This is a genomic window from Escherichia sp. WS1118 (assembly GCF_046487695.1).
GTDB classification, from domain to species: Bacteria; Pseudomonadota; Gammaproteobacteria; order Enterobacterales; family Enterobacteriaceae; genus Escherichia; species Escherichia coli.
In genome coordinates, this window is the sequence record NZ_JBJQIZ010000002.1 from 264,684 (window position 1) to 287,555 (window position 22,872).

General features: G+C 52.9%; 17 protein-coding genes. 10 read left to right on the forward strand and 7 right to left on the reverse strand.

Annotated features, from left to right (window positions below; all coding sequences use genetic code 11):
• Window positions 1-168 precede the first annotated feature (168 nt).
• Window positions 169-807 (reverse strand): peptide-methionine (S)-S-oxide reductase MsrA, encoded by a 639-nt coding sequence (msrA, locus tag ACJHYO_RS04705; protein ID WP_085455666.1) that lies wholly within the window; start codon window positions 805-807, stop codon window positions 169-171.
• Between the two features lie 205 nt (window positions 808-1,012).
• Here msrA and tamA point away from each other — a divergent pair, with 205 nt between their 5' ends.
• From tamA to ACJHYO_RS04720, 3 genes are read left to right on the forward strand one after another with little or no spacing between them, the layout of a single operon-like run.
• A complete protein-coding gene (gene tamA, locus ACJHYO_RS04710; RefSeq protein ID WP_001269314.1) occupies window positions 1,013-2,746 on the forward strand; it encodes an autotransporter assembly complex protein TamA in 1,734 nt (577 codons plus the stop codon).
• Window positions 2,743-6,522, forward strand: a complete 3,780-nt coding sequence (tamB, locus tag ACJHYO_RS04715) for an autotransporter assembly complex protein TamB (RefSeq protein ID WP_000060878.1) — start codon at window positions 2,743-2,745, stop codon at window positions 6,520-6,522. Before tamA ends, tamB begins: the two co-directional genes overlap by 4 nt.
• Before the next feature lie 2 nt (window positions 6,523-6,524).
• Window positions 6,525-6,866, forward strand: a complete 342-nt coding sequence (locus ACJHYO_RS04720; protein ID WP_001219160.1) for a gamma-glutamylcyclotransferase — start codon at window positions 6,525-6,527, stop codon at window positions 6,864-6,866.
• Between the two features lie 378 nt (window positions 6,867-7,244).
• Here ACJHYO_RS04720 and ppa read toward each other — a convergent pair whose 3' ends face one another.
• Complete coding sequence (gene ppa / locus ACJHYO_RS04725; protein WP_000055072.1) at window positions 7,245-7,775, reverse strand: inorganic diphosphatase; 531 nt, start codon at window positions 7,773-7,775, stop codon at window positions 7,245-7,247.
• Window positions 7,776-8,084: 309 nt separating this feature from the next.
• On the opposite strand from ppa, the gene ytfQ reads away from it, so the two are divergent.
• The 4 genes from ytfQ (at window position 8,085) to yjfF (ending at window position 12,701) form a co-directional block, all read left to right on the forward strand.
• Entirely contained in the window at window positions 8,085-9,041 is a 957-nt protein-coding gene (ytfQ, locus tag ACJHYO_RS04730) for a galactofuranose ABC transporter substrate-binding protein YtfQ (RefSeq protein WP_000265933.1), read from the forward strand.
• A 139-nt stretch (window positions 9,042-9,180) separates the two neighbouring features.
• Window positions 9,181-10,683: a galactofuranose ABC transporter, ATP-binding protein YtfR gene (ytfR, locus tag ACJHYO_RS04735; RefSeq protein ID WP_000205797.1), complete on the forward strand. Its 1,503-nt coding sequence runs from the start codon at window positions 9,181-9,183 to the stop codon at window positions 10,681-10,683.
• Window positions 10,684-10,696: 13 nt separating this feature from the next.
• Window positions 10,697-11,719, forward strand: coding sequence for a galactofuranose ABC transporter, ATP-binding protein YtfT (ytfT, locus tag ACJHYO_RS04740; RefSeq protein WP_021522337.1), 1,023 nt, complete (start codon window positions 10,697-10,699; stop codon window positions 11,717-11,719).
• Complete coding sequence (yjfF, locus tag ACJHYO_RS04745) at window positions 11,706-12,701, forward strand: galactofuranose ABC transporter, permease protein YjfF (RefSeq protein ID WP_000595996.1); 996 nt, start codon at window positions 11,706-11,708, stop codon at window positions 12,699-12,701. The genes ytfT and yjfF overlap by 14 nt, the downstream gene beginning before the upstream one ends.
• 32 nt (window positions 12,702-12,733) lie before the next feature.
• Here the strand turns inward: yjfF and fbp are convergent, their stop codons facing one another.
• Complete coding sequence (gene fbp, locus ACJHYO_RS04750; RefSeq protein ID WP_000853753.1) at window positions 12,734-13,732, reverse strand: class 1 fructose-bisphosphatase; 999 nt, start codon at window positions 13,730-13,732, stop codon at window positions 12,734-12,736.
• 175 nt (window positions 13,733-13,907) lie between these two features.
• Here fbp and mpl point away from each other — a divergent pair, with 175 nt between their 5' ends.
• On the forward strand, window positions 13,908-15,281 hold the full coding sequence (mpl, locus tag ACJHYO_RS04755; protein WP_001219792.1) for a UDP-N-acetylmuramate:L-alanyl-gamma-D-glutamyl-meso-diaminopimelate ligase: 1,374 nt from the start codon (window positions 13,908-13,910) through the stop codon (window positions 15,279-15,281).
• A 157-nt stretch (window positions 15,282-15,438) separates the two neighbouring features.
• On the opposite strand, the gene yjgA is transcribed toward mpl, so the two are convergent.
• A complete protein-coding gene (yjgA, locus tag ACJHYO_RS04760; RefSeq protein ID WP_000166276.1) occupies window positions 15,439-15,990 on the reverse strand; it encodes a ribosome biogenesis factor YjgA in 552 nt (183 codons plus the stop codon).
• Window positions 15,991-16,083: 93 nt separating this feature from the next.
• Here yjgA and pmbA point away from each other — a divergent pair, with 93 nt between their 5' ends.
• Together pmbA and cybC are read left to right on the forward strand one after the other, a co-directional pair.
• The gene (gene pmbA / locus ACJHYO_RS04765) at window positions 16,084-17,436 is read left to right on the forward strand and encodes a metalloprotease PmbA (protein ID WP_049595564.1); all 1,353 of its coding nucleotides are present in this window, start codon (window positions 16,084-16,086) and stop codon (window positions 17,434-17,436) included.
• A 182-nt stretch (window positions 17,437-17,618) separates the two neighbouring features.
• Complete coding sequence (gene cybC / locus ACJHYO_RS04770; protein ID WP_049595565.1) at window positions 17,619-18,005, forward strand: cytochrome b562; 387 nt, start codon at window positions 17,619-17,621, stop codon at window positions 18,003-18,005.
• A 44-nt stretch (window positions 18,006-18,049) separates the two neighbouring features.
• Here cybC and nrdG read toward each other — a convergent pair whose 3' ends face one another.
• The 3 genes from nrdG to treC form a co-directional block, all read right to left on the reverse strand.
• Window positions 18,050-18,514, reverse strand: a complete 465-nt coding sequence (nrdG, locus tag ACJHYO_RS04775; RefSeq protein ID WP_001106230.1) for an anaerobic ribonucleoside-triphosphate reductase-activating protein — start codon at window positions 18,512-18,514, stop codon at window positions 18,050-18,052.
• A gap of 157 nt (window positions 18,515-18,671) precedes the next feature.
• On the reverse strand, window positions 18,672-20,810 hold the full coding sequence (nrdD, locus tag ACJHYO_RS04780) for an anaerobic ribonucleoside-triphosphate reductase (RefSeq protein WP_000187799.1): 2,139 nt from the start codon (window positions 20,808-20,810) through the stop codon (window positions 18,672-18,674).
• A 393-nt stretch (window positions 20,811-21,203) separates the two neighbouring features.
• The gene (gene treC / locus ACJHYO_RS04785) at window positions 21,204-22,859 is read right to left on the reverse strand and encodes an alpha,alpha-phosphotrehalase (RefSeq protein WP_085455668.1); all 1,656 of its coding nucleotides are present in this window, start codon (window positions 22,857-22,859) and stop codon (window positions 21,204-21,206) included.
• Window positions 22,860-22,872: the final 13 nt, after the last annotated feature.

The window sequence follows — 22,872 nt, forward strand, 5'->3', positions numbered from 1 at the left end:
AGACAGCTGAAAAATGAAAAACTGCCTGATGCGCTATGCCGAACAGGCCTACGCAGTCCCCGCAATATATTGAATTTGGACGATTTTGTAGGCCTGGCATTTTGTTTACGCCGTATCCGGCATAAACAAAATGCACTTTATCAACAATCTACATTTGTACCCGTAACGCTATGCTTCCGGCGGCAGACAGACGCCAATTCCGCCAATTCCACAGTAACCATACGGGTTTTTATGCAGATATTGCTGGTGGTCATCTTCGGCATAATAAAACGGTGTGGCGTTAGCGATTTCCGTGGTGATGCGACGATCGTCATCGGCGGCAAGCATCGCCGCCTGAAAACGTTCCAGACTGGCGCGAGCGGCGGCATCCTGTTCTGGGGTCAGCGGATAAATCGCTGAACGATACTGCGTGCCGTGGTCATTGCCCTGACGCATTCCCTGGGCGGGATCGTGATTCTCCCAAAATACTTGTAGCAACTGCTCATAGCTGATGACGGATGGATCGTAAACAATGCGCACCGCTTCGGCATGGCCAGTATCGCCGGAGCACACTTCCCGATAAGTCGGATTTGGCGTATAGCCGCCGGTATAGCCTGCGGCGGTGCTGTAAACGCCGGGTAACTGCCAGAACAGACGCTCCACACCCCAGAAACAACCCATCGCAAAAATGGCAATCTCCATTCCGTCAGGTACATTGGTCATTGAGTGGCCGTTGACCGCATGCAGTATGGCTACGGGCATCGGGGTGTTACGTCCAGGCAGGGCATCGGCGGGGGAAACCAGATGCTTTTTATCAAATAAACTCATGGTGTCGCTCTCCCGAAAATCGGTCATTGGGGTTAAGGTTGTAACAAGAGGCGTATTTGCACACAATAACCACCGTGAATAGGTCTAAAGTAAAACATAAGAAATATTTTGGGTTTAGTCTGCTTTTTAATCCATATTACTGGATTTTTGTTAAGCCGTTTAACGGCGTTCCAGGGGCAGGAAAAAAGGATATTCAGGAGAAAATGTGCGCTATATCCGACAGTTATGCTGTGTAAGCTTACTCTGCTTAAGCGGATCTGCCGTCGCCGCGAACGTCCGTCTACAGGTCGAGGGGTTATCGGGACAGCTGGAAAAGAACGTTCGCGCGCAGCTTTCTACGATTGAAAGTGATGAAGTGACGCCAGACCGTCGCTTTCGCGCACGCGTCGATGATGCCATCCGCGAAGGTCTGAAAGCGCTGGGCTATTACCAGCCGACCATTGAATTTGATCTCCGTCCACCGCCAAAGAAAGGGCGGCAGGTATTGATCGCCAAAGTCACGCCAGGCGTGCCGGTGTTAATTGGCGGCACCGATGTGGTATTGCGCGGCGGCGCGCGGACCGATAAAGACTATTTGAAATTGCTCGATACTCGCCCGGCTATTGGTACGGTACTGAACCAGGGCGATTATGAAAATTTCAAAAAGTCCTTAACCAGCATTGCGTTGCGTAAAGGTTATTTCGATAGCGAATTTACCAAAGCACAGCTGGGCATTGCGCTCGGCCTGCATAAAGCCTTCTGGGATATTGATTATAACAGTGGCGAACGTTACCGCTTTGGGCATGTGACCTTTGAAGGATCACAAATCCGCGATGAATACCTGCAAAATCTGGTGCCGTTTAAAGAGGGCGATGAGTACGAATCGAAAGATCTGGCAGAACTGAACCGTCGACTTTCTGCTACCGGCTGGTTTAACTCGGTGGTGGTGGCTCCACAATTTGATAAAGCGCGCGAAACGAAAGTATTACCATTGACGGGCGTGGTTTCGCCGCGAACAGAAAACACCATCGAAACCGGCGTCGGTTACTCTACGGACGTGGGACCGCGCGTGAAAGCGACGTGGAAAAAGCCGTGGATGAACTCTTACGGTCACAGTTTGACCACCAGTACCAGTATTTCCGCGCCGGAACAGATCCTCGACTTCAGCTATAAAATGCCGCTGCTGAAGAATCCGCTGGAACAATATTATTTGGTGCAGGGCGGTTTTAAGCGCACTGACCTGAACGATACCGAGTCTGACTCCACTACGCTGGTGGCTTCTCGCTACTGGGATCTCTCCAGCGGCTGGCAGCGTGCCATTAACCTGCGCTGGAGTTTCGACCACTTTACCCAGGGTGAAATTACCAACACCACGATGCTGTTTTATCCTGGGGTGATGATTAGCCGCACGCGTTCTCGTGGTGGCCTGATGCCAACCTGGGGCGACTCGCAACGCTACTCTATCGACTACTCCAACACGGCCTGGGGCTCGGATGTTGATTTCTCCGTTTTCCAGGCGCAGAACGTCTGGATCCGCACACTGTACGATCGCCATCGTTTTGTGACACGCGGCACGCTGGGCTGGATTGAAACGGGTGATTTCGACAAAGTACCGCCGGATCTGCGTTTCTTCGCCGGGGGCGATCGCAGTATTCGCGGCTACAAATACAAATCTATCGCCCCGAAATACGCCAACGGTGACCTGAAAGGGGCCTCGAAGCTGATAACCGGATCGCTGGAATACCAGTACAACGTGACCGGAAAATGGTGGGGCGCGGTGTTTGTCGATAGCGGCGAAGCGGTAAGCGATATTCGCCGCAGCGACTTTAAAACCGGTACCGGTGTCGGCGTGCGCTGGGAATCGCCGGTCGGGCCAATCAAACTCGATTTTGCCGTGCCGGTCGCGGATAAAGACGAACACGGGTTACAGTTTTACATCGGTCTGGGGCCAGAATTATGAGTTTATGGAAAAAAATCAGCCTCGGCGTGGTTATCGTTATCTTACTGTTGCTGGGATCGGTGGCGTTTCTGGTGGGCACCACCAGCGGCCTGCATCTGGTATTTAAAGCGGCGGATCGCTGGGTGCCAGGACTGGATATTGGCAAGGTCACCGGCGGCTGGCGTGATCTCACCTTGTCTGACGTTCGTTATGAGCAGCCAGGCGTGGCGGTAAAAGCGGGCAATCTGCATCTGGCGGTCGGGCTTGAGTGCCTGTGGAACAGTAGCGTTTGTATTAATGATCTGGCGCTGAAAGACATTCAGGTCAACATCGACAGTAAAAAAATGCCTCCTTCTGAACAGGTTGAAGAAGAGGAAGATAGCGGTCCGCTGGATCTCTCCACGCCGTATCCCATTACCCTGACACGGGTGGCGCTGGACAACGTCAACATCAAGATTGATGACACCACGGTATCGGTGATGGACTTCACCTCCGGCCTCAACTGGCAGGAGAAAACCCTGACCCTGAAACCGACATCGCTGAAAGGCCTGTTGATTGCTTTGCCGAAAGTGGCGGAAGCGGCGCAGGAAGAAGTGGTCGAACCGAAAATTGAAAATCCACAGCCGGAGGAAAAGCCGCTCGGCGAAACGCTGAAAGATCTCTTTTCTCGCCCGGTATTGCCGGAAATGACCGACGTGCATTTGCCGCTTAACCTGAACATTGAAGAGTTTAAGGGCGAGCAGCTGCGCGTGACGGGCGACACGGACATCACCGTGAGCACCATGCTGCTGAAAGTGAGCAGCATTGACGGCAATACTAAACTGGACGCCCTGGATATCGACTCCAGTCAAGGGATCGTCAACGCCAGCGGCACGGCGCAGCTGTCAGACAACTGGCCGGTGGATATCACCCTCAACAGCACACTGAACGTGGAGCCGTTGAAAGGTGAAAAGGTGAAGCTGAAAGTGGGCGGTGCGCTGCGCGAACAGCTGGAGATAGGCGTTAACCTTTCCGGTCCGGTGGATATGGATTTACGCGCCCAGACGCGACTGGCGGAAGCCGGATTGCCGCTCAACGTGGAAGTGAACAGCAAACAGCTTTACTGGCCGTTCACTGGTGAGAAGCAGTATCAGGCGGATGATCTGAAACTGAAACTTACCGGCAAAATGACCGATTACACGCTCTCTATGCGCACGGCTGTTAAGGGCCAGGAGATCCCGCCAGCCACCATTACCCTTGATGCCAAAGGTAATGAACAGCAGGTCAATCTCGACAAACTTACCGTCGCGGCGCTGGAAGGGAAAACGGAACTTAAGGCGTTGCTCGACTGGCAGCAGGCCATTAGTTGGCGCGGTGAGCTAACGCTTAACGGCATTAACACCGCCAAAGAGATCCCGGAGTGGCCGTCGAAACTCAATGGCTTGATTAAAACCCGCGGTAGCCTGTACGGCGGCACCTGGCAGATGGAGGTGCCAGAACTGAAGCTGACCGGTAACGTCAAACAGAACAAAGTGAACGTTGACGGCACGCTGAAAGGCAACAGTTACATGCAGTGGATGATCCCAGGGCTGCATCTGGAACTGGGGCCAAACAGTGCCGAAGTGAAAGGCGAGCTGGGGGTAAAAGATCTCAATCTTGATGCCACCATCAACGCGCCGGGGCTGGATAACGCGCTGCCGGGGCTTGGCGGTACAGCGAAAGGGCTGGTGAAAGTACGCGGCACGGTGGAAGCGCCACAACTACTGGCAGATATCACCGCGCGCGGCCTGCGCTGGCAGGAACTTTCCGTGGCGCAGGTTCGCGTGGAAGGCGACATTAAATCCACCGATCAGATCGCCGGGAAACTCGACGTACGCGTTGAGCAAATTTCGCAACCGGATGTAAATATCAATCTCGTCACCCTGAATGCCAAAGGCAGTGAAAAGCAGCACGAGCTACAGTTGCGGATTCAGGGCGAGCCTGTCTCCGGGCAGCTTAATCTGGCAGGAAGTTTTGATCGCAAAGAAGAACGCTGGAAGGGAACTCTTAGCAATACCCGCTTCCAGACGCCGGTCGGCCCGTGGTCGCTGACCCGCGATATTGCGCTGGATTACCGCAATAAGGAGCAAAAAATCAGCATCGGGCCACACTGCTGGCTTAACCCGAATGCGGAACTGTGCGTGCCGCAAACTATCGATGCGGGTGCCGAAGGGCGTGCGGTGGTGAATCTCAACCGCTTCGACCTGGCCATGCTGAAACCATTTATGCCAGAAACCACTCAGGCCAGCGGTATCTTCACGGGTAAAGCGGACGTTGCCTGGGACACCACGAAAGAGGGGCTGCCGCAGGGCAGTATCACTCTTTCGGGGCGTAATGTGCAGGTGACGCAAACCGTCAACGATGCGGCGCTGCCCGTGGCGTTTCAGACGCTGAATCTGACGGCGGAGTTGCGTAACAACCGTGCCGAATTGGGCTGGACCATCCGCCTGACCAATAACGGCCAGTTTGATGGTCAGGTGCAGGTGACCGATCCGCAAGGCCGCCGTAATCTTGGTGGCAACGTCAATATCCGTAACTTCAACCTTGCGATGATAAACCCCATCTTTACCCGTGGGGAAAAAGCAGCGGGGATGGTGAGTGCCAACTTGCGTCTGGGTGGTGATGTGCAAAGCCCGCAGTTGTTTGGTCAGCTTCAGGTTACGGGGGTGGATATCGACGGCAACTTTATGCCGTTTGATATGCAACCAAGCCAGCTTGCGGTCAACTTTAACGGTATGCGCTCGACGCTTGCAGGTACCGTGCGGACCCAGCAGGGTGAAATCTACCTGAACGGTGATGCCGACTGGAGCCAGATTGAAAACTGGCGGGCGCGGGTAACAGCGAAGGGCAGTAAAGTGCGTATCACCGTGCCGCCGATGGTACGAATGGATGTATCGCCAGATGTTGTATTCGAGGCTACACCAAACCTGTTTACCCTCGATGGTCGCGTGGATGTTCCGTGGGCGCGCATCGTGGTGCACGATCTGCCGGAAAGCGCAGTAGGCGTTTCCAGCGATGTGGTGATGCTTAACGATAACCTGCAACCGGAAGAGCCGAAAACGGCGTCGATTCCGATTAACAGTAACCTGATTGTCCACGTTGGCAACAATGTGCGCATTGACGCCTTTGGCCTGAAAGCGCGGCTGACGGGCGATCTCAACGTCGTTCAGGACAAACAAGGGCTGGGCCTGAACGGGCAGATCAACATCCCTGAAGGGCGCTTCCATGCCTATGGTCAGGATCTGATTGTGCGTAAGGGTGAGCTACTGTTCTCTGGTCCGCCAGATCAACCGTATCTTAATATCGAAGCTATTCGTAACCCGGATGCTACAGAAGACGACGTCATCGCCGGAGTTCGCGTCACTGGTCTGGCGGACGAACCGAAAGCGGAGATCTTCTCTGACCCGGCGATGTCGCAACAAGCTGCATTGTCTTATTTGCTACGTGGACAAGGGCTGGAGAGCGATCAGAGCGACAGTGCGGCAATGACCTCGATGCTGATTGGCCTGGGGGTTGCGCAAAGTGGCCAGATTGTGGGTAAAATCGGCGAGACGTTTGGCGTAAGCAATTTAGCGCTCGACACCGAGGGAGTTGGCGACTCCTCCCAGGTGGTGGTCAGCGGCTATGTATTGCCAGGCCTGCAAGTGAAATACGGCGTGGGTATATTTGACTCTATAGCAACACTCACGTTACGTTATCGCCTGATGCCTAAGCTATATCTGGAAGCCGTGTCTGGTGTAGACCAGGCACTGGATTTGCTCTATCAGTTCGAGTTTTAGCAATGCGAATATTTGTCTACGGCAGTTTACGCCACAAACAAGGCAACAGTCACTGGATGACCAATGCCCAGTTACTGGGCGATTTCAGTATTGATAACTACCAGTTGTATAGCCTGGGCCACTATCCAGGCGCAGTTCCGGGGAACGGAACAGTACATGGTGAAGTTTATCGTATTGACAACGCCACGCTGGCCGAACTTGATGCCTTGCGCACCAGGGGCGGTGAATACGCGCGCCAGTTGATTCAGACGCCGTACGGGAGTGCATGGATGTACGTTTATCAACGACCCGTTGATGGATTAAAGCTAATTGAAAGCGGCGACTGGTTAGACAGGGATAAGTAATAATAAAAGCACGCCACCTTCGGGTGGCGTTGTTTTATGCGATGTATCTCGCGATTTTTTTGTAACTTTCCCATCTTTTGCTTTTCTCTCCGGGCCGCTTTCCATATCCGTTAACGCATGTAAAACTCTGCTGGCGTTAACAAATGTGCAGGGGTAAAACGGGGGCACGCTTTGAACGGTGAGTATGAGTGAGGCCGGCTAACTTCCAGCAAGTGGCTATGAACAGCAAAATGGTGGTCGAGTTTAGCTTGTTCTTACCGTTCAAGCCTTTAAACTGCTGAAAATAATAATAGTGGAGTAGAGAGTTTATAAATTGCGGGCATAAAAAAACCCCTACTAACCGAAGCCCGGCGTTCAGGGTTATTACGCCAGAAGAACTTATTTATTCTTGGCGCGCTCGAAGGAAGCAACGATTTCAGCTTTAGCGGCTTCTGCGTTTTCCCAACCTTCAACTTTAACCCACTTGCCTTTTTCGAGGTCTTTGTAGTGCTCGAAGAAGTGAGCGATTTGCGCTTTCAGCAGCTCTGGCAGATCGTTAACGTCTTTAATGTGATCGTATTCTTTGCTCAGCTTGGTGTGCGGAACAGCAATCAGTTTCGCATCTTCACCGGCTTCGTCGGTCATTTTCAGTACGCCAACCGGACGGCAGCGGATCACAGAACCCGGCTGCAGCGGGTACGGAGTCGGGACCAGTACGTCAACCGGGTCACCGTCCAGAGACAGGGTGTGGTTGATGTAACCGTAGTTGCACGGATAGAACATCGCGGTGGACATGAAGCGGTCAACGAACAGTGCGCCGCTCTCTTTGTCGATTTCGTATTTGATCGGATCTGCGTTAGCCGGGATCTCAATAACAACGTAGATGTCTTCCGGCAGATCTTTACCCGCAGGGACGTTGAGTAAGCTCATGTCTGTTTCCTTTAAAAATATGTGGCAAACAAGTGCCGAGTATTATAGCCAACTCGCGCCGAATGTCTTCGCTTGTTTTCGTCTTCATTTTCCTTTTTCGCCAGTTTTAAGACGGTATACAGAGCAGGAAAATCCATAACCGTAGCCGCATTTTTCATAGTGAGATGAAAGCGATTACAAACTTGTGATTAACGTTTTATTTACTTTTTTGAAGTGTGATGTAACGCAATCCGTTACATAACGAATTGTCTATAGTTTTTTCGCGAACATCTTTTCACCAATAATAATTACCCCGACGAGGACAACCCTATGTGGAAACGCTTACTTGTAGTCTCTGCAGTCTCGGCAGCCATGTCGTCTATGGCGTTGGCCGCTCCATTAACAGTAGGATTTTCGCAGGTCGGATCGGAATCCGGCTGGCGCGCCGCAGAAACCAATGTGGCGAAAAGTGAAGCCGAAAAACGCGGTATCACACTGAAAATTGCCGATGGTCAGCAAAAGCAGGAAAACCAGATTAAAGCGGTACGTTCCTTCGTCGCGCAAGGGGTGGATGCGATCTTTATCGCTCCAGTGGTAGCGACCGGTTGGGAGCCGGTATTAAAAGAGGCGAAAGATGCCGAAATCCCGGTCTTCTTGCTTGACCGTTCCATCGATGTGAAAGACAAATCTCTCTATATGACCACTGTCACCGCCGACAACATCCTCGAAGGCAAGTTGATTGGTGACTGGCTGGTAAAAGAAGTGAATGGCAAACCATGCAACGTGGTGGAGCTGCAGGGCACCGTCGGGGCCAGCGTCGCCATTGACCGTAAGAAAGGCTTTGCCGAAGCCATTAAGAATGCGCCAAATATCAAAATTATCCGCTCGCAGTCAGGTGACTTCACCCGCAGCAAAGGCAAAGAAGTGATGGAGAGCTTTATCAAAGCGGAAAACAACGGCAAAAACATCTGCATGGTTTACGCCCATAACGATGACATGGTGATTGGTGCAATTCAGGCAATTAAAGAAGCGGGCCTGAAACCGGGCAAAGATATCCTGACAGGCTCTATCGACGGCGTGCCGGACATCTACAAAGCGATGATTGATGGCGAAGCGAACGCCAGCGTTGAACTGACGCCGAACATGGCAGGTCCTGCTTTCGATGCGCTGGAGAAATACAAAAAAGACGGCACCATGCCTGAAAAGCTGACGTTAACCAAATCCACCCTTTATCTGCCTGATACCGCAAAAGAAGAGTTAGAGAAGAAGAAAAATATGGGGTATTGAGGGTTGCTATGCCTGATGCCGATTCGTAGGCCGGATAAGGCGCTCGCGCCGCATCCGGCGGTTGTGCGCTGAAGCCTGATGCGACGCTTACCGCGTCTTATCATGCCTACTGGGAGCACGCTTTACACCGGGGGAAACCATGACGACCGACCAACACCAGGAAATCCTCCGCACCGAAGGATTAAGTAAATTTTTCCCCGGTGTCAAAGCGTTAGACAACGTTGATTTCAGCCTGCGCCGTGGTGAAATCATGGCGCTGCTCGGTGAAAACGGGGCGGGAAAATCGACGCTCATCAAAGCATTAACCGGTGTATACCACGCCGATCGCGGCACTATCTGGCTGGAAGGCCAGGCTATCTCACCGAAAAACACCGCCCACGCACAACAACTCGGCATCGGCACCGTCTATCAGGAAGTCAACCTGCTACCCAATATGTCGGTCGCTGATAATCTATTCATAGGTCGCGAACCCAAACGTTTCGGCCTTCTACGCCGTAAAGAGATAGAAAAGCGCGCCACCGAACTGATGGCATCTTACGGTTTCTCCCTCGACGTGCGCGAACCGCTCAACCGCTTTTCAGTCGCGATGCAGCAAATCGTCGCCATTTGCCGGGCTATCGATCTCTCCGCCAAAGTGCTGATCCTCGATGAACCCACCGCCAGTCTCGACACTCAGGAAGTAGAGTTACTGTTTGGCCTGATGCGTCAGCTTCGCGATCGCGGCGTCAGTCTGATCTTCGTCACTCACTTTCTCGATCAGGTCTATCAGGTCAGCGATCGGATCACCGTCTTACGTAACGGCAGTTTTGTGGGCTGTCGGGAAACCCGCGAGCTACCGCAGATCGAACTGGTAAAAATGATGCTGGGGCGTGAACTGGACACCCACGCGCTTCAGCGTGCCGGGAGAACATTGCTGAGCGACAAACCTGTTGCCGCGTTCAAAAATTACGGCAAAAAAGGAACGATCGCGCCGTTTGATCTCGAAGTACGCCCCGGCGAGATCGTCGGTCTGGCAGGCTTGCTGGGATCAGGACGTACCGAAACCGCCGAAGTGATCTTCGGTATCAAACCTGCTGATAGCGGCACGGCGTTGATCAAAGGCAAACTGCAAACGCTACGCTCGCCACATCAGGCTTCGGTACTGGGCATCGGCTTCTGCCCGGAAGACAGGAAAACCGATGGCATTATCGCCGCCGCCTCGGTGCGGGAAAATATCATCCTCGCTCTCCAGGCCCAGCGCGGCTGGCTGCGACCAATTTCCCGCAAAGAGCAGCAAGAGATTGCCGAACGCTTTATTCGCCAGCTTGGCATTCGCACACCTTCCACCGAACAACCGATTGAATTTCTCTCCGGCGGCAATCAGCAAAAAGTGTTGCTTTCACGTTGGCTACTGACCCGACCGCAATTTCTGATCCTCGACGAGCCAACGCGCGGAATTGATGTTGGTGCCCACGCCGAGATCATCCGCCTGATTGAAACGCTGTGCGCCGATGGGCTGGCGCTGCTGGTGATCTCCTCCGAGCTGGAAGAGCTGGTGGGCTATGCCGACCGGGTGATTATCATGCGCGATCGCAAACAGGTAGCGGAGATCCCACTGGCAGAGCTTTCCGTTCCGGCGATCATGAACGCCATTGCGGCGTAAGGAGAACAGTGTGATGCCTCAATCTCTCCCGGACACTACGCCGCCGAAAAGGCGTTTTCGCTGGCCAACAGGAATGCCGCAGCTGGCGGCACTGTTGCTGGTGCTGCTGGTTGATAGCCTGGTGGCCCCGCATTTCTGGCAGGTGGTGCTTCAGGATGGGCGTTTGTTCGGTAGCCCTATCGACATTTTTAACCGTGCGGCCCCCGTTGCGCTACTGGCGATTGGCATGACGCTGGTTATCGCCACCGGTGGGATTGATCTCTCCGTAGGGGCGGTGATGGCTATCGCCGGAGCCACAACGGCTGCGATGACGGTCGCGGGATTCAGCCTGCCAATTGTTTTGTTAAGCGCCCTCGGCACTGGCATCCTGGCGGGATTGTGGAACGGCATACTGGTAGCGATCCTCAAAATTCAGCCGTTTGTCGCCACCCTGATCCTGATGGTCGCCGGGCGCGGCGTGGCGCAACTGATCACCTCCGGACAGATCGTCACATTTAACTCACCGGATCTCTCCTGGTTTGGCAGTGGATCGCTGTTGTTCCTGCCAACGCCAGTCATTATTGCGGTGCTGACGCTTCTCCTGTTCTGGCTGTTGACCCGCAAAACGGCACTGGGGATGTTTATCGAAGCCGTTGGTATCAACATTCGGGCGGCAAAAAATGCCGGGGTAAACACGCGGATCATCGTCATGCTCACCTACGTTTTGAGCGGGCTATGTGCGGCGATTGCGGGCATTATCGTGGCGGCGGATATTCGCGGTGCCGATGCCAATAACGCCGGGTTATGGCTGGAGCTGGACGCCATTCTTGCAGTGGTGATTGGCGGCGGATCGCTGATGGGCGGGCGCTTTAACCTGCTGCTTTCGGTGGTGGGGGCGCTGATTATTCAGGGAATGAACACCGGAATTTTGCTTTCTGGCTTTCCGCCGGAGATGAACCAGGTGGTGAAAGCGGTGGTGGTGCTTTGCGTGCTGATTGTTCAGTCGCAACGCTTTATCAGTCTGATTAAAGGGGTACGTAACCGTGATAAAACGTAATTTGCCACTGATGATCACCATCGGCGTCTTTGTGTTGGGTTATATCTACTGTCTGACCCAGTTTCCCGGTTTTGCTTCCACAAGAGTGATCTGCAATATCCTGACCGATAATGCCTTTCTTGGGATAATCGCCGTTGGCATGACCTTTGTGATCCTCTCCGGTGGGATCGATCTCTCCGTCGGTTCGGTGATCGCCTTTACCGGCGTGTTTCTGGCAAAAGTGATTGGCGATTTCGGCCTCTCGCCGCTGCTGGCGTTTCCGCTGGTGTTGGTGATGGGCTGTGCCTTCGGCGCATTTATGGGACTTCTGATCGACGCCCTGAAGATCCCGGCGTTTATCATTACTTTGGCCGGAATGTTCTTTTTGCGTGGCGTCAGCTATCTCGTTTCGGAAGAGTCGATCCCGATAAACCATCCTGTTTATGACACGCTCTCAAGCCTTGCGTGGAAAATCCCTGGCGGTGGTCGCTTAAGTGCGATGGGACTACTGATGCTGGCGGTGGTGGTTATCGGCATATTACTCGCGCATCGTACCCGTTTTGGTAATCAGGTATACGCCATTGGCGGCAACGCAACGTCGGCAAACCTGATGGGGATTTCCACTCGCAGCACCACTATTCGCATTTATATGCTCTCCACCGGACTGGCAACGCTGGCGGGGATTGTCTTCTCGATTTATACCCAGGCCGGATATGCACTGGCGGGCGTAGGTGTGGAACTGGATGCTATCGCCTCAGTGGTAATTGGCGGTACGCTTTTGAGTGGTGGCGTTGGAACGGTATTAGGGACGCTTTTTGGCGTGGCGATTCAGGGACTGATTCAGACTTACATAAACTTTGATGGCACGCTGAGTTCCTGGTGGACGAAAATCGCCATCGGTATTTTGTTGTTTATTTTTATAGCATTACAGCGTGGATTAACGGTGCTGTGGGAGAATCGTCAGAGTTCGCCAGTGACAAGAGTCAACATTGCGCAGCGATAAAAACGCCTCTCCGTGTGGAGAGGCGCAGGAGCTTACGCGTCCGGGAACTCACGGATAAAGCGTTCGACATCTTCAACCATATGGTCGTTGCCGACAAAGAACGAACGGCGCTGGTGCAGGGTTTCCGGGATAATATCCAGAATACGCTCTTTGCCATCGCTCGCTTTACCGCCCGCTTGTTCCGCCAGGAATGCCATCGGGTTGCACTCATACAGTAAACGTAGTTTACCGTCCGGGTGGCTGGCGGTGCTTGGGTAGAGATAAATACCGCCTTTCAGCAGGTTACGGTGGAAATCCGCGACCAGTGAACCGATATAACGTGAGGTATACGGGCGGTTGGTGGATTTATCTTCTTCCTGGCAGAATTTAATGTACTTCTTCACCCCGTTCGGAAACTTAATGTAGTTTCCTTCGTTGATGGAGTAGGTTTTGCCTTTCTCCGGGAAGCGCATCCGTTCCTGGCACAGGCAGAAAACACCCAGCGAAGGATCATAAGTAAAGGCGTGAACACCGCATCCGGTGGTGTAAACCAGCATAGTAGAGGAGCCGTATACCACGTAACCTGCCGCAACCTGTTTGTTACCAGGCTGGAGGAAATCTTCTTCCGTTACCGGCGTGCCAACAGGCGTAACGCGGCGGTAGATAGAGAAAATGGTACCGACAGAGACGTTAACATCGATGTTGGACGAGCCATCCAGTGGGTCCATCAGCACCACGTATTTTGCGTGTTCACAGCCTTCAAAGACGACAATCTCATCTTCTTCTTCAGAGGCAATGCCCGCAACGATATCGCGTGCTTTCAGTGCGGCTTTCAGTTTCTCATTAGCGAACAGGTCGAGTTTCTGCTGAACCTCGCCCTGCACGTTCTCAGCACCGCTGGCACCCAGGATATCAACCAGTCCTGCTTTGTTGATATCGCGATGGATAATCTTGGCGCCCAGTTTTATTGCCGACAGCAAAGCAGTGAGCTCACCGGTAGCATGAGAAAACTCGTGCTGCTTTTCGACAATAAATTCACCTAACGTTTTCATAAAACTTTCCCTGCAATGTTTATGGAGTAAAGCGACCGCAACAATCTTAACAAATAATCCCAATGTTGCGCTCAGGTGAATCGCGCCAGCAAATTACGGATTATCCTGAAATGCGTTTCTCACTTGCCCGACATATGCGTAAAATGAGCGCCAGATTAAAAAAGGATAGTGACGTATGCGCATTCATATTTTAGGAATTTGTGGCACGTTTATGGGCGGTCTGGCGATGCTGGCGCGCCAGTTAGGCCATGAAGTAACGGGTTCGGACGCCAATGTGTATCCGCCGATGAGCACCTTACTTGAGAAGCAAGGCATTGAACTGATTCAGGGTTACGATGCCAGCCAGCTCGATCCACAGCCGGATCTGGTGATTATTGGTAACGCCATGACCCGTGGAAATCCGTGTGTGGAAGCGGTACTGGAAAAAAACATCCCTTATATGTCAGGTCCGCAGTGGCTGCACGATTTTGTGCTGCGCGACCGCTGGGTGCTGGCCGTTGCCGGTACACACGGCAAAACCACCACGGCGGGAATGGCGACCTGGATTCTGGAACAATGCGGTTACAAACCGGGATTTGTGATCGGCGGTGTGCCGGGGAACTTTGAGGTTTCGGCGCGTCTGGGCGAAAGCGACTTCTTTGTTATCGAAGCGGATGAGTACGACTGCGCCTTCTTCGACAAACGCTCTAAATTTGTCCATTACTGCCCGCGTACGCTGATCCTCAACAACCTTGAGTTCGATCACGCCGATATCTTTGACGACCTGAAAGCGATCCAGAAACAGTTCCACCATCTGGTGCGTATCGTTCCGGGGCAGGGGCGTATTATCTGGCCGGAAAACGACATCAACCTGAAACAAACCATGGCGATGGGCTGCTGGAGCGAGCAGGAGCTGGTGGGCGAGCAGGGGCACTGGCAGGCGAAAAAGCTGACCACCGATGCTTCCGAATGGGAAGTCTTGCTGGATGGCGAAAAAGTGGGCGAAGTGAAATGGTCGCTGGTAGGCGAACATAATATGCACAATGGCCTGATGGCGATTGCAGCGGCTCGCCATGTTGGTGTAGCGCCGGCAGATGCCGCTAACGCGCTGGGTTCGTTTATTAACGCTCGTCGCCGTCTGGAGTTGCGTGGTGAAGCGAATGGCGTCACGGTATATGACGATTTTGCCCATCACCCGACGGCGATTCTGGCAACGCTTGCGGCGCTGCGTGGCAAAGTTGGTGGTACGGCGCGCATTATTGCCGTGCTGGAACCTCGCTCGAATACCATGAAAATGGGGATCTGCAAAGACGATCTGGCACCTTCATTAGGTCGTGCCGATGAAGTCTTCCTGCTGCAACCGGCACATATTCCGTGGCAGGTGGCAGAAGTGGCAGAAGCCTGCGTTCAGCCTGCACACTGGAGCGGCGATGTGGATACGCTGGCAGATATGGTGGTGAAAACCGCTCAGCCTGGCGACCATATTCTGGTGATGAGCAACGGCGGTTTTGGTGGGATCCATCAGAAACTGCTGGATGGGCTGGCGAAGAAAGCGGAAGCTGCGCAGTAATTCACAGCCTCAGCCTGATAGAGTGTGTGTAGGCCGGATAAGGCGTTCACGCCGCATCCGGCATTTGAGCATAGTGCCTGATGCGACGCTTGATGCGTCTTATCAGGCCTACAGGTGCACCGCATCCGGCAAACCATACTCACATCAACAACGAAAATTACCCTTCGTTCTCCGCTAACTCGCGCAGATACTGGAAAATCTGGCGTGCGGATTTCGGCGGCTTATTCCCTTCTTTCTCTTTCTTCGCGTTACGGATCAGAGTACGCAGTTGCTGACGATCGGCATCGGGCCACAGATTCAATACTTCAGCGATGGCTTCATCACCCTGGTCGATCAGACGATCGCGCAGGTTTTCCAGTTTATGGAACAACACCACTTGCTGGTTGTGGCGGTTTTTCAGCTTATCCAGCGCCTGACGGATCGGTTCTACGTCGCGCTGGCGCAGCATCTTACCGATGAGCTGCAACTGGCGGCGGCGACCTTCCATCTTAATACGCTGGGCGAGCTCAATAGCCGCGCGCAGATCCGCATCTAACGGGATCTTATCCAGCGCGTTTTTCCCCAGATCAACAATTTCCGCGCCAAGGCGTTTTAGCTCCTCGGCATCACGTTTAATTTCACTTTTACTGACCCAGATAATTTCATCGTCTTCGTCTTCGATGTCATCACCGGGAACGTCGTCGAGCCAGTCTTCGGGCTGCTTAGTCATCTCAGGCTCCTTAAAAAAAGAGGCTAATGTTACCAGTTAAGATGCGCACTGAAAAACGGTTCTCTGTTAGACTTCAGAGAAACTCTCTACATTATGGCACTTGCAATGAAAGTAATCTCTCAAGTTGAAGCGCAGCGCAAGATTCTGGAAGAAGCAGTTTCGACTGCGCTGGAGTTGGCCTCAGGCAAATCGGACGGTGCAGAAGTTGCCGTCAGCAAGACCACCGGCATTAGCGTAAGCACGCGTTATGGTGAAGTGGAGAATGTTGAATTCAATAGCGATGGCGCGCTGGGGATCACCGTTTATCACCAGAACCGTAAAGGTAGCGCATCGTCTACCGATTTAAGCCCGCAGGCCATTGCCCGCACCGTACAGGCGGCGCTGGATATTGCCCGTTACACTTCGCCAGATCCGTATGCAGGCGTGGCAGACAAAGAACTGCTGGCTTTCGACGCGCCGGATCTTGACCTGTTCCACCCTGCGGACGTTTCTCCGGATGAAGCCATTGAACTGGCGGCCCGTGCGGAACAGGCGGCATTGCAGGCGGACAAACGCATCACCAATACCGAAGGCGGTAGCTTTAACAGCCACTACGGTGTCAAAGTTTTTGGCAACAGCCACGGCATGTTGCAGGGTTACTGCTCAACGCGTCATTCGCTCTCCAGTTGTGTAATCGCCGAAGAAAATGGCGATATGGAGCGCGATTATGCCTACACCATTGGGCGTGCGATGAGCGATCTACAAACGCCAGAGTGGGTTGGGGCCGACTGTGCTCGCCGTACCTTATCGCGCCTGTCACCGCGTAAACTTTCTACCATGAAAGCGCCGGTGATTTTTGCCAATGAAGTGGCAACAGGGTTGTTTGGTCATTTGGTGGGGGCGATAGCGGGTGGTGCGGTCTACCGTAAATCGACCTTCTTGCTGGATTCGCTGGGTAAACAAATTCTGCCGGATTGGCTGACCATTGAAGAGCATCCGCATCTGCTGAAAGGGCTGGCATCTACACCATTCGACAGCGAAGGTGTGCGCACCGAGCGCCGCGATATCGTCAAAGATGGCATCCTGACTCAGTGGCTGCTGACCAGCTATTCGGCGCGGAAACTGGGGCTGAAAAGCACCGGACATGCGGGCGGTATTCACAACTGGCGGATTGCCGGACAAGAGCTAAGCTTCGAACAAATGCTCAAAGAGATGGGCACCGGGCTGGTGGTGACGGAGCTAATGGGCCAGGGCGTGAGTGCCATTACCGGTGATTATTCCCGTGGTGCAGCTGGCTTCTGGGTAGAGAATGGCGAGATTCAGTATCCGGTGAGCGAAATCACCATCGCTGGTAATTTAAAAGATATGTGGCGCAATATTGTCACCGTCGGTAACGATATTGAAACACGCAGTAATATACAGTGTGGTTCTGTGCTGTTGCCGGAGATGAAAATCGCCGGGCAGTAAAAAACTGGCGCGACCTGCAGCGCTATAAACTAAAAAATTACACAAAATCATTCGCACTGCATCGAGACGGAAAGTGAATGAGAGCCGGGGAGCGTACTCGTAGTACGTGACTCGGGCGAATGAGCGTAGCCGTCGATGAGGCAGTGTGAAGGATGAAGTGTAAATAAAAAAGGAAGTGAGCAATGCGTAAAAGCCTGTTAGCTATTCTTGCAGTCTCCTCGTTGGTATTCAGTTCGGCGTCGTTTGCCGCTGATCTTGAAGACAATATGGAAACCCTCAACGACAATTTAAAAGTGGTTGAAAAAGCCGATAACGCGGCGCAAGTCAAAGACGCGTTAACGAAGATGCGCGCTGCGGCGCTGGATGCGCAAAAAGCGACGCCGCCGAAGCTTGAAGGCAAATCACCGGACAGCCCGGAAATGAAAGACTTCCGCCACGGTTTCGACATTCTGGTCGGTCAGATTGACGACGCGCTGAAGCTGGCAAATGAAGGTAAAGTAAAAGAAGCGCAGGCTGTCGCAGAGCAACTGAAAACGACCCGCAACGTCTATCACCAGAAGTATCGTTAATTCTTTATTTCCCTGTTGCCTGCACTCAGGTAACAGGGAACTTATCATCGCAAATGATGCACCACCTGATTGCTGCTGCCGCGCCAGATCAGGGAAGGGTCTTTTAAATCCTGCACAAATTTGCCGTCGACCAGCACGTTAATCAAATCAACAACCTGCATTTGCGCAGCGTTGAGTTCGTCGAGTTTATAGCCTGTCCACATCCAGATGTCTTTACCCGGACACTCGGCGCGGATGCGTTGTACCAGCTTCAGAATATCCGGCACGTTTTGCGGATGTAGCGGATCGCCGCCGGAGAGGGAAATACCCTGGCGTTTGATGCGAGTGTCATTCAGATCGTTAATGATCTGGTCTTCCATTGCTTTGGTAAATGGCTGACCGGAATTTACCCGCCAGGTGCTTTTGTTATAGCAACCGGGGCATTCATGAACACACCCGGAGACAAACAGGGTGCAGCGAGTGCCGGGGCCGTTGACGATGTCGACAGGATAGTACTGATGATAGTTCATTATTTCACCTGGCTTATCAGTCCGCGTGTAGGCTGCATCCGGTAATCAACGCCTGATGCGACGCTGTCGCGTCTTATCAGGCCTACAGCCGTTGCCAAATGTAGGCCGGATAAGGCGTTTACGCCGCATCCGGCATTTGCTTAACACAGAGTGAAGATTAACCTATCTGCCCATTTCCCAAATGTTTAACGCGGCGCTTAACTTCTTCCTGCTTACCAGCGTTAAACGGACGTGCATCCGGGCTACCTAAATATCCGCACACGCGGCGAGTCACCGACACACGGGAGGTGTCATGGTTACCACATTTCGGACAAGTGAAGCCTTTGCTGGTGCACTCAAACTCGCCGGTAAAGCCACACTCGTAGCATTCATCGATCGGTGTGTTGGTGCCGTAATACGGTACATGCTGATAGCTGTAATCCCAGACATCTTCCAGCGCCTTCAGGTTGTGCTGAATGTTTGGATACTCGCCATAGCAAATGAAGCCACCGTTCGCCAGTGGCGGGTAAGGCGCTTCAAAGTCGATCTTGTCGTACGGGTTCACCTTCTTCTCCACATCGAGGTGGAAACTGTTGGTGTAGTAACCTTTATCGGTCACGCCCGGCACCACGCCAAACTCAGCGGTATCGAGACGGCAGAAGCGGTCACACAGGTTCTCACTCGGCGTACTGTAGAGGCTGAAACCGTAGCCAGTTTCTTCTTTCCACTGATCCACCGCCTGACGCAGACGCTCAACAATCGCAATACCTTTCGCGCGCAGCTGCTCGTTGTCGTAAACATGCTCGCCGCCGAACAGCGCGTTAATGGTTTCGTGGATGCCGATGTAACCCAGCGAAATAGACGCACGACCATTTTTGAAGATTTCAGAAACGTCGTCGTCAGCATTCAGACGCACGCCACAAGCGCCTTCCATATAGAGGATCGGGGCTACGCGCGCTTTCACGCCTTCGAGACGAGCGATACGGGTCATCAGCGCCTTACGTGCCAACACCAGACGTTCATCCAGCAGCTTCCAGAAGGTGGCTTCATCGCCTTTTGCTTCCAGAGCAATACGCGGCAGGTTCAGGCTGATCACGCCGAGGTTGTTACGACCATCGTGGATCTGCTCGCCGTTTTCATTTTCCCACACGCCGAGGAAGCTGCGGCAGCCCATCGGGGTTTTAAACGAACCGGTGACTTTCACTACCTGATCGTAGTTCAGGATATCCGGATACATGCGCTTGCTTGCGCACTCCAGCGCCAGCTGTTTGATGTCGTAGTTCGGATCGCCTTTTTTATGGTTCAGGCCATCGCGAATCGCAAACACCAGTTTCGGGAACACCGCCGTTTTACGGTTTTTACCGAGGCCGGCGATACGGTTACGCAGGATAGATTCCTGAATCAGGCGCGACTCCCAGCTGGTGCCCAGACCAAAACCAAAGGTCACAAACGGTGTTTGACCGTTGGCGGTGTGCAGGGTGTTTACTTCGTACTCCAGCGACTGGAAGGCATCGTAGCACTCTTTGATGGTACGAGAGTTAGCGTAGCCTTCGGCGTCCGGGATGTTCCACTCTTCTGCGGTCTTGCGATGTTTGTTGTAGCTGGCGGTGACAAACGGTGCCAGCACTTCATCGATACGGTTAATGGTGGTGCCGCCATAAATATGGCTGGCGACCTGAGCAATAATCTGCGCAGTTACCGCGGTTGCCGTAGAGATCGATTTCGGCGGTTCAATCTCGGCGTTCCCCATTTTAAAGCCCTGGGTCAGCATGCCTTTCAGGTCGATCAACATGCAGTTGAACATCGGGAAGAACGGTGAGTAATCGAGATCGTGATAGTGAATATCACCACGTTCATGTGCCTGCACCACGTCACGCGGCAGCAGGTGCTGGCGTGCATAGTGTTTAGCCACGATCCCGGCCAGCAGGTCGCGCTGGGTTGGAATCACCTTGCTGTCTTTGTTGGCGTTTTCGTTGAGTAACGAGGAGTTGGTCTGCTCGACCAGACCACGGATCTCCTGGTTCAGGCGACCGCGTTTTTCACGTTCAATGTCGCGATCGTGACGGTACTCGATGTAAGCACGAGCCAGTTGTTTGTATGGCCCCGACATCAGCTGGTTTTCAACTGCGGTCTGGATCTCATTGATATCCACCTGGTTGCGGCCCTGCATCTGCTCGCTGACAACCGCAGCAACAGTGGCGCAATAATCGGCATCATCGACTTCCGCTGCTTTAGCTGCACGCAGAATCGCTTCTTTGATGCGCTCTGATTTAAACGGCACTTTGCAGCCGTCTCGTTTCATCACATGCGGTGTCATGATCGCTCCATATTTTTAAGAACAGGTTATCCACAGAAATTGGGAAAGGCGTTTTCCGGTTTTTTCGTTTCGTTTTCCGGTGCTTTCCGCAATCGCCATCCGCTTATCCACAACGTCGCACCTTTTTCGTGGGGAGCTGTAGTAGCAATTATAGTCGATTAATACAACATATTGGGTTGGGACGCATTTTAAAGTCTATATATAGTGCTTTGCATCAAGGATGTTTGAACTTTTTTTGATGTAGCTCAAAGTAAAAAGCAGAGCGTACGGATGACGGGCGCTACAGCGATATGTAAATTTTTTAATGAATTTTTTGATTATAAAATCAACAAAAACAACATACTGACAGGCAAAACCCCGGAATGACAGGCATTACCGGGGCTTAGCGAAGATTTACTTCTGTAACCACCAGACAGCCTCAAAAGGCCGTAAAGTCATGGTACAGGGTTGTGGTGAGGCTTCTTCGTAGTTATGCATCACAAGCTGCCAGTTGCCGAGCATTTTCCCTGGCTGCCAGGGTTGGGTCTCACGGCTAAGGTTGGCAATGACCAGCAAGGTTTGCCCCTTCCACTCACGGCGATAGCACCACAATACAGGGCTGTTTGGCAGCAGATCCTGGTAATCGCCCCATGTCAGGACGGCTTCTTGCTTACGCAGTGCGATTAACTTTTGGTAGGTGTAAAACACCGAGGACTCATCGGCCAGCGCTGCTTCTACGTTGATTTCCTGATAGTTATCGCCCAGGCCAATCCACGGTTCGCCAGCCGTAAACCCGGCATTATCGCCGTTGGTCCATTGCATGGGTGTGCGACTGTTGTCACGGGATTTACTGGCGAGGATTGTCAATAACTCGTCGGCATCACGCCCATCGTTGCGCAGCTCGGCAAACATATTGAGGCTCTCCACGTCGCGATAGTCAGTAATGCGCGTGAAATGTGGGTTGGTCATGCCAATCTCTTCGCCCTGGTAGATATACGGCGTTCCCTGCATGCCATGCAGCACCATCGCCAGCATTTTTGCCGCAGGCACGCGGTATTCACCTTCATCACCAAAGCGAGAAACAATGCGCGGCTGATCGTGGTTACACCAGAACAAGGCATTCCATGCCACGTTGTGCATTCCTTGTTGCCAGTGGCAGAACAATGTTTTCAACGCCACAAAGTCAGGTTTAGCCAGCGTCCATTTTTCACCACCGGGATAATCGACCTTCAGGTGATGAAAATTAAAGGTCATCGACAATTCACTGCCTGTCAGTGCCGCGTATCGCTGGCAATGCTCAAGGCTGGTGGAGGACATTTCACCTACGGTCATTAACCCGCGTGGCGTAAACACATCGCGGTTCATCTCGTGCAAAAACTCGTGTGCTCGTGGCCCGTCGGTGTAGAAGCGACGCCCATCGCCATCCAGGTCTTCAGGGTAACGCGGGTCTTTGGAGATCAGATTCACCACATCCAGGCGCAACCCGTCGACCCCACGATCGGCCCAGAACTCACAGACTTTTTTCAGCTCTGCGCGTACCGCTGGATTCTCCCAGTTGAGATCCGCCTGTTCTGGTGCAAAGAGATGCAAATAGTACTGTTCGCTTTCTGCATGCCAGCGCCACGCACTACCACCGAATTTTGAACGCCAGTTGTTCGGTGGCGTTTCTGGTTCTCCATCGCGCCAGATATAAAACTGGCGGTAAGGGCTTTCTTTGTTCAGCGCCTCGCGAAACCAGGCATGTTGGGTAGAGGTATGGTTAAACACCATATCGAGAATGATACGAATCCCACGCGATTTTGCCTGTGTCACCAGTTCGTCAAAATCGTCCAGCGTGCCGTAGGTGGGATCAATCGCCGTATAATTCGCTACGTCGTAACCGTTATCGACCTGGGGAGAGACATAAAAGGGGGTTAGCCAGATGGCATCAACGCCCAGTTTATGCAGATAGTCCAGGCGTTGGATAACGCCACGTAAATCGCCGGTGCCGCTACCCGTGGTGTCCTGAAAACTCTTTGGATAAATCTGGTAGATAACGCCGTTTTGCCACCAGTGGGGAAGATGAGTCATTACGTTATTCCTG

What these genes read in the sequence shown, in the direction of transcription:
- yjgA (WP_000166276.1), bottom strand. Translation starts at nt 15,990, where the DNA reads ATGACTAAGCAGCCCGAAGACTGGCTCGACGACGTTCCCGGTGATGAC.
- pmbA (WP_049595564.1), top strand. Translation starts at nt 16,084, where the DNA reads ATGGCACTTGCAATGAAAGTAATCTCTCAAGTTGAAGCGCAGCGCAAG.
- ppa (WP_000055072.1), bottom strand. Translation starts at nt 7,775, where the DNA reads ATGAGCTTACTCAACGTCCCTGCGGGTAAAGATCTGCCGGAAGACATC.
- nrdG (WP_001106230.1), bottom strand. Translation starts at nt 18,514, where the DNA reads ATGAACTATCATCAGTACTATCCTGTCGACATCGTCAACGGCCCCGGC.
- mpl (WP_001219792.1), top strand. Translation starts at nt 13,908, where the DNA reads ATGCGCATTCATATTTTAGGAATTTGTGGCACGTTTATGGGCGGTCTG.
- ytfR (WP_000205797.1), top strand. Translation starts at nt 9,181, where the DNA reads ATGACGACCGACCAACACCAGGAAATCCTCCGCACCGAAGGATTAAGT.
- nrdD (WP_000187799.1), bottom strand. Translation starts at nt 20,810, where the DNA reads ATGACACCGCATGTGATGAAACGAGACGGCTGCAAAGTGCCGTTTAAA.
- ytfT (WP_021522337.1), top strand. Translation starts at nt 10,697, where the DNA reads ATGCCTCAATCTCTCCCGGACACTACGCCGCCGAAAAGGCGTTTTCGC.
- cybC (WP_049595565.1), top strand. Translation starts at nt 17,619, where the DNA reads ATGCGTAAAAGCCTGTTAGCTATTCTTGCAGTCTCCTCGTTGGTATTC.
- treC (WP_085455668.1), bottom strand. Translation starts at nt 22,859, where the DNA reads ATGACTCATCTTCCCCACTGGTGGCAAAACGGCGTTATCTACCAGATT.
- tamB (WP_000060878.1), top strand. Translation starts at nt 2,743, where the DNA reads ATGAGTTTATGGAAAAAAATCAGCCTCGGCGTGGTTATCGTTATCTTA.
- ACJHYO_RS04720 (WP_001219160.1), top strand. Translation starts at nt 6,525, where the DNA reads ATGCGAATATTTGTCTACGGCAGTTTACGCCACAAACAAGGCAACAGT.
- ytfQ (WP_000265933.1), top strand. Translation starts at nt 8,085, where the DNA reads ATGTGGAAACGCTTACTTGTAGTCTCTGCAGTCTCGGCAGCCATGTCG.
- fbp (WP_000853753.1), bottom strand. Translation starts at nt 13,732, where the DNA reads ATGAAAACGTTAGGTGAATTTATTGTCGAAAAGCAGCACGAGTTTTCT.
- msrA (WP_085455666.1), bottom strand. Translation starts at nt 807, where the DNA reads ATGAGTTTATTTGATAAAAAGCATCTGGTTTCCCCCGCCGATGCCCTG.